The sequence below is a fragment of the Helicobacter pylori SA221C genome (assembly GCF_000476855.1).
Lineage (GTDB): Bacteria > Campylobacterota > Campylobacteria > Campylobacterales > Helicobacteraceae > Helicobacter > Helicobacter pylori_DK.
The window spans coordinates 1-4,454 of sequence record NZ_CBPT010000028.1 but is presented as its reverse complement, the minus strand read 5'-3'; the positions used below and the strand labels follow the sequence as shown (position 1 = coordinate 4,454).

The window sequence follows — 4,454 nt, the reverse complement described above, 5'->3', positions numbered from 1 at the left end:
TCTTGTGTTTTACTTGCTTGTGTTTGTTATTTCTTATCTTATTGCGTTTTAATTTTTATGTCTTAATCGTTTGTTTTTTTACTGCTTATGGTTTTTTACTTGTTGTTTTTGTTGTTTCTTATTTCTTAATGTTTGATTTTTGCTTTTGGTGTTTTTGGTGGGTCTGAGCTGATTATGAATGCGTTTGGATTTGAAAATTCTGTTCTTATCAAGTATTGGTGTTTAAAGTCTTATTTTTATAGTTTTAAGTTTTATTTTATAGTGAAATTTATGAGAAAATAGGGGGTTATTTTGCGATACTCTAAATCTTAAAACGCTTTAAAAGTTATCGTTTGATTGGAATCAGGCTCTTTTATAGCAACACTTCATTGAAACAGAATTAAAAACAAAACCATAGACCACCAAGCAAAGACCTAACACCCAATAAGGGAAAAGGCTAAACGAACGCATGGTGCGTAAGTGTAACGCGCACCGGCAAGTTTGATGAGCAGGAAAGACTTCAAACAGCCTTTCATCGGTTTTAAGCCTGTTTTTTATGAGCCATTGGTATTGCTCCCTAAACAACCTTTCTTGCGTGAGATAATAAGCGTCTAAAAGATAAAAACATGCTAACAACACCCCTAAAACGCATAACCCATAAAGATGAGAGATCGCCTCTATTTTGAGGGATAAGACACCCACAGCGAGTGCGAGTGTCCATTTCTTGCACTCCAAAGAATTTTGCGCCATTCTGTTGATAACGCTCTGCAAGATTTTAAGCTCTTCTATAAGGATTTTTGCTCTTTCTTTTTCTCTGTCTGTGGGGTTATGATTGTCCATATTTGCCCAATTTATCTGTTAAAGTTGAAAGTCTAGGAGCCTTTGTTGGTCTGTATTTCTGCTTCTATAATAATATTGCACCCTTGAGAAATACCTTTTAAACTTTCTCCAAATTTAAGGATTTGAGGCTCCATCATCAAACCCTTTTGTTCTAATTGAGAAATTTTATTTTCTATGTTTGCCACCTTTTCCTTTTGATCAAATTCTTTATAAACGCTTGCCATATCTTTAAAATCTTGCATAGAAATTGGAGTAATTTGACTTAAAACACCCATTTGAACCGCCTCTCTTACTGGAACAAAATTAACAGCACAATTACCTCTATTAAGCTTCACGCCTTGAATAGTAACGCTATCTGCTTTGGAGTCGATTTGAAACTCTCCCTTGCTATTCATACTCATCTCAATCGGCGATTCAGCGCTACCGCCACCCCCACAGCCCACTAAATACAGCGCCAAACAGCTCGTGCCCAGTAATTTTTGATAAGTTTTCATTCTAGATCCTTTATAATAAAGTTGAGAAAATTTCATTACACAAACCATTAAGAGAGATAGGTTTAAACCTCCTTAATAAGTTTGTGACATCGTAAGAAACGCACATGGCTTTAATGTGCAATTCTTGTAGAGCGGTGTCAGCTATGAAAGTGTTAGCGATTTTTAATTCTTCATAAATCCATGCGGAATAAGTGATTTTTAATAGATCTTGATTGCACAATAGCCCTTGATTAGAAACACTATTCTTACTCTGTAAAAACACGAAATAGGGGCATTTTTTGATCATGTTTTCTAAAGATTCTCTGAGAATGAGCGTGAAAGCGTCTTTAATCTTGCTTATATCAATATGATATTTTTTTATTTCTTTTAGAATATCATTTTTATAATCCCAAAAGAGAGAGTCTATAAATATTAAATTAGAACGATCGGATGGTTCTAAAAAGGACTTGATATTTTTAACGCCTAAAAAATCATTATTTTCCATGTCAATATGCGAATGAGAAAGAAAAACCTTAGTTTTATTTAATCGCTCTTGTAAGGGATTAAAAAAGGCTTCTTTAATTTCATTGCGATTTAGCAAAGTGTATTCATTATTTTTTAGACTCTTTTGAATGAGAGTTTTAATCTTATTGGCTACCTCATGCATGTTAGAAACAGCTTGATTGTCGTAATAAGCGTATTCAAGCTTACTTTTCCCCTCTCTGTCAAAATGAAACTTGCATAAAACTTCACAATTTTCTCTTTCATCTAAATCAACCACAAAGGCTTTCATGATATATCTTCCTTTAATACTTTTATCAAATTCTCAAATATAAATACGATTTTAAGTTCCCTTTAAAATCTTTTGATTATAGTAGACTTAGACTTAGCTTAAGAGTGCTTGAATTTTGGGGTGTTGGGGGGTGTTAGAATAGCTAAAAACCACCGCTAAAAAAAGCCTTTTTACAAACAAAAAGAGCGTATAAAATTGACAATGACCTTAAAAGCGCAAAATACAACAAAAACAATCTAAAAAACCTCTTCGCATGCCTTTTTGTCTTTATGGAGTAAGCATTCTTTTTGCAGCTCTATAAAACGCTTCTTCCTTTCTTCTTCGGTCATATTATTAGGCTTTTCAATAGGGCGTGAAAGAGGGCGTGAAGGCTTTGAAGTGGGGGCATTGAATTTGGGCGCATACCCTAGCTTATTGACTGCATAAAAACCTAAAGCGGCGATTAAAATAAAAATCCAATCTGTTTTTCTGATCTTGGGGCAAAATTTACACGCCATGATTTAATCCTTAAAACATTTGAAGTATAATACACTCTTATGGTGAAATTTTAAGTCTAGGAAAATTGCATGTGGAGTTTCATTCAAAAAATCTTTAAGGCTTTAATCATTATGCCTTTAGATTTTATCACGAAGTATTTCAAGTCGTTTGTGCTGTTACTCATTGTATTAGTCTTTTTTAGCGCTAAAGAAAGCGCGCCAAGTGCCCCGCCCAATCTCGCTAAACTCTATTTAAATGGGGCGATTTTTAGCACCGAGGATTTTGACAAAGAAGTGGATAAAATCTTAAAAACCCCTAGCATTAAGGGCGTTTTGCTTTTGATCGACTCTCCTGGTGGGGCGGTGTCAGCGAGCGTGGAATTGAGCGAAAAAATCGTTGATTTGAAGCAAAAAATGCCCGTTTTAGCGTATGCTAGGGGGGTTATGGCGAGCGGGAGCTATTATGCGGGCATGCAAGCGAGCGAAGTTTATGCCTCTAAAGCGAGTTTGATAGGATCGATTGGGGTGATTTTTTCAGGCGCGAATGTGGAAAATTTGCTCAATAAAGTCGGCGTAGCCACTCAAGGCGTGCATGCGGGCGAATACAAAGAGATAGGCACTTTCACCAGAGCATGGAAACCCAACGAAAAAGAATTTTTGCAAAATTTAGTCAATGAGCAATACCAAATGTTTGTGAATGATGTCGCAAAAGCTAGGAAATTAGACGCTAAGGATTATAAGGATTTTGCTGAAGGGAAGGTCTTTAGCGCTCAAAACGCTTTAAAATTAAAACTCATTGATAAAATCAGCACGATTAAGCAAGCCCAAGATCGTTTAATGGAATTGAGTAAGGTTAAAAAAGCTTATTGGCTGGAAAAAAGTCCCATGGAGCGCTTCATTGAAAAAGCCACGCAATCAGCAAGTAATATCATCACGCAAGCCTTTGGCTATCAATTATTAATGAGATAAAGATGTTAGAATTTATTTTAAAAATTCAAGCTAGAGACTCTAAAGGCTTGGTGAGCGCGATAAGTAGTACTATCGCTGACAAGGGCTATAACATCGTCAAAAACGATGAATTTGTTGATCCCTTAAAACAGCGCTTTTTCATGCGGCTAAAAATCCAAAAAGAAATCAAGCCCTTGAATGTTGAAATTAAAGAGCAAGAAGAACGATCCTTAAAAACCGCTCTTTTTAAAGCCCTAGAAAACTTTAACGAGCTATTGATTGAAGTCATTTTAACGCATAAAAAAAACATTATTTTACTCGCTACTAAAGAGAGCCATTGTTTAGGGGATTTGCTTTTAAGGGTGTATGGGGGGGAATTGAACGCTCAAATTTTAGGCGTTATTTCTAATTACGAGATTTTGCGCCCTTTAGTGGAAAAATTTGACATCCCTTATTTTCATGCGCCTTGCGATAATCAAGCTTTGCATGAAAAAGAAGTTTTAGCGATCATTAAAGACCTAGAATTAAGACACAAAGTGAGCGCGGATCTGCTCGTTTTAGCCAAATACATGCGCATTTTAAGCCATGATTTTACGAAGCGCTATGAAAATCAGATCTTAAATATCCATCATAGTTTCTTGCCCGCATTCATTGGGGCTAACCCTTACCAACAAGCGTTTGAAAGGGGCGTGAAAGTCATCGGGGCCACGGCACATTTTGTGAATGAAAGCCTTGATGCCGGGCCAATTATTTTACAAGACACTCTGCCCATTAACCACAATTACAGCGTGGAAAAAATGCGCCTAGCGGGTAAGGATATAGAAAAACTGGTTTTGGCTAGGGCTTTAAAACTGGTTTTAGAAGATCGGGTGTTTGTGCATGAAAACAAAACGGTGGTGTTTTGAATGCTTCCATTAGCGCGCTTTAGGATTGTTTGGTAGAGTT

At 36.3% G+C, this 4,454-nt stretch carries 6 protein-coding genes; 2 read left to right on the top strand and 4 right to left on the bottom strand.

The window, feature by feature from the left end; all coding sequences use genetic code 11:
- Positions 1–342: 342 nt before the first annotated feature.
- From QU01_RS07755 to QU01_RS07740, 4 genes are all read right to left on the bottom strand, one after another.
- On the bottom strand, positions 343–819 hold the full coding sequence (locus QU01_RS07755; protein WP_033763410.1) for a hypothetical protein: 477 nt from the start codon (positions 817–819) through the stop codon (positions 343–345).
- A gap of 32 nt (positions 820–851) precedes the next feature.
- Positions 852–1,349 (bottom strand): hypothetical protein, encoded by a 498-nt coding sequence (locus QU01_RS07750; RefSeq protein WP_195742664.1) that lies wholly within the window; start codon positions 1,347–1,349, stop codon positions 852–854.
- Positions 1,324–2,085 (bottom strand): hypothetical protein, encoded by a 762-nt coding sequence (locus QU01_RS07745; RefSeq protein WP_033763583.1) that lies wholly within the window; start codon positions 2,083–2,085, stop codon positions 1,324–1,326. Before QU01_RS07745 ends, QU01_RS07750 begins: the two co-directional genes overlap by 26 nt.
- A 236-nt stretch (positions 2,086–2,321) precedes the next feature.
- Positions 2,322–2,582, bottom strand: coding sequence for a hypothetical protein (locus QU01_RS07740; protein ID WP_033763405.1), 261 nt, complete (start codon positions 2,580–2,582; stop codon positions 2,322–2,324).
- A gap of 69 nt (positions 2,583–2,651) precedes the next feature.
- Between QU01_RS07740 and sppA the strand changes: the two genes are divergently transcribed.
- Together sppA and purU are read left to right on the top strand one after the other, a co-directional pair.
- Entirely contained in the window at positions 2,652–3,530 is an 879-nt protein-coding gene (gene sppA, locus QU01_RS07735; protein WP_033763403.1) for a signal peptide peptidase SppA, read from the top strand.
- 2 nt (positions 3,531–3,532) lie between these two features.
- Complete coding sequence (purU, locus tag QU01_RS07730; RefSeq protein ID WP_033763402.1) at positions 3,533–4,414, top strand: formyltetrahydrofolate deformylase; 882 nt, start codon at positions 3,533–3,535, stop codon at positions 4,412–4,414.
- Positions 4,415–4,454 lie beyond the last annotated feature (40 nt).

Bases quoted from the DNA above. Each gene is read 5' to 3' on its own strand.
- QU01_RS07755 (WP_033763410.1), bottom strand. From the start codon at position 819: ATGGACAATCATAACCCCACAGACAGAGAAAAAGAAAGAGCAAAAATC.
- QU01_RS07745 (WP_033763583.1), bottom strand. From the start codon at position 2,085: ATGAAAGCCTTTGTGGTTGATTTAGATGAAAGAGAAAATTGTGAAGTT.
- QU01_RS07750 (WP_195742664.1), bottom strand. From the start codon at position 1,349: ATGAAATTTTCTCAACTTTATTATAAAGGATCTAGAATGAAAACTTAT.
- QU01_RS07740 (WP_033763405.1), bottom strand. From the start codon at position 2,582: ATGGCGTGTAAATTTTGCCCCAAGATCAGAAAAACAGATTGGATTTTT.
- sppA (WP_033763403.1), top strand. From the start codon at position 2,652: ATGTGGAGTTTCATTCAAAAAATCTTTAAGGCTTTAATCATTATGCCT.
- purU (WP_033763402.1), top strand. From the start codon at position 3,533: ATGTTAGAATTTATTTTAAAAATTCAAGCTAGAGACTCTAAAGGCTTG.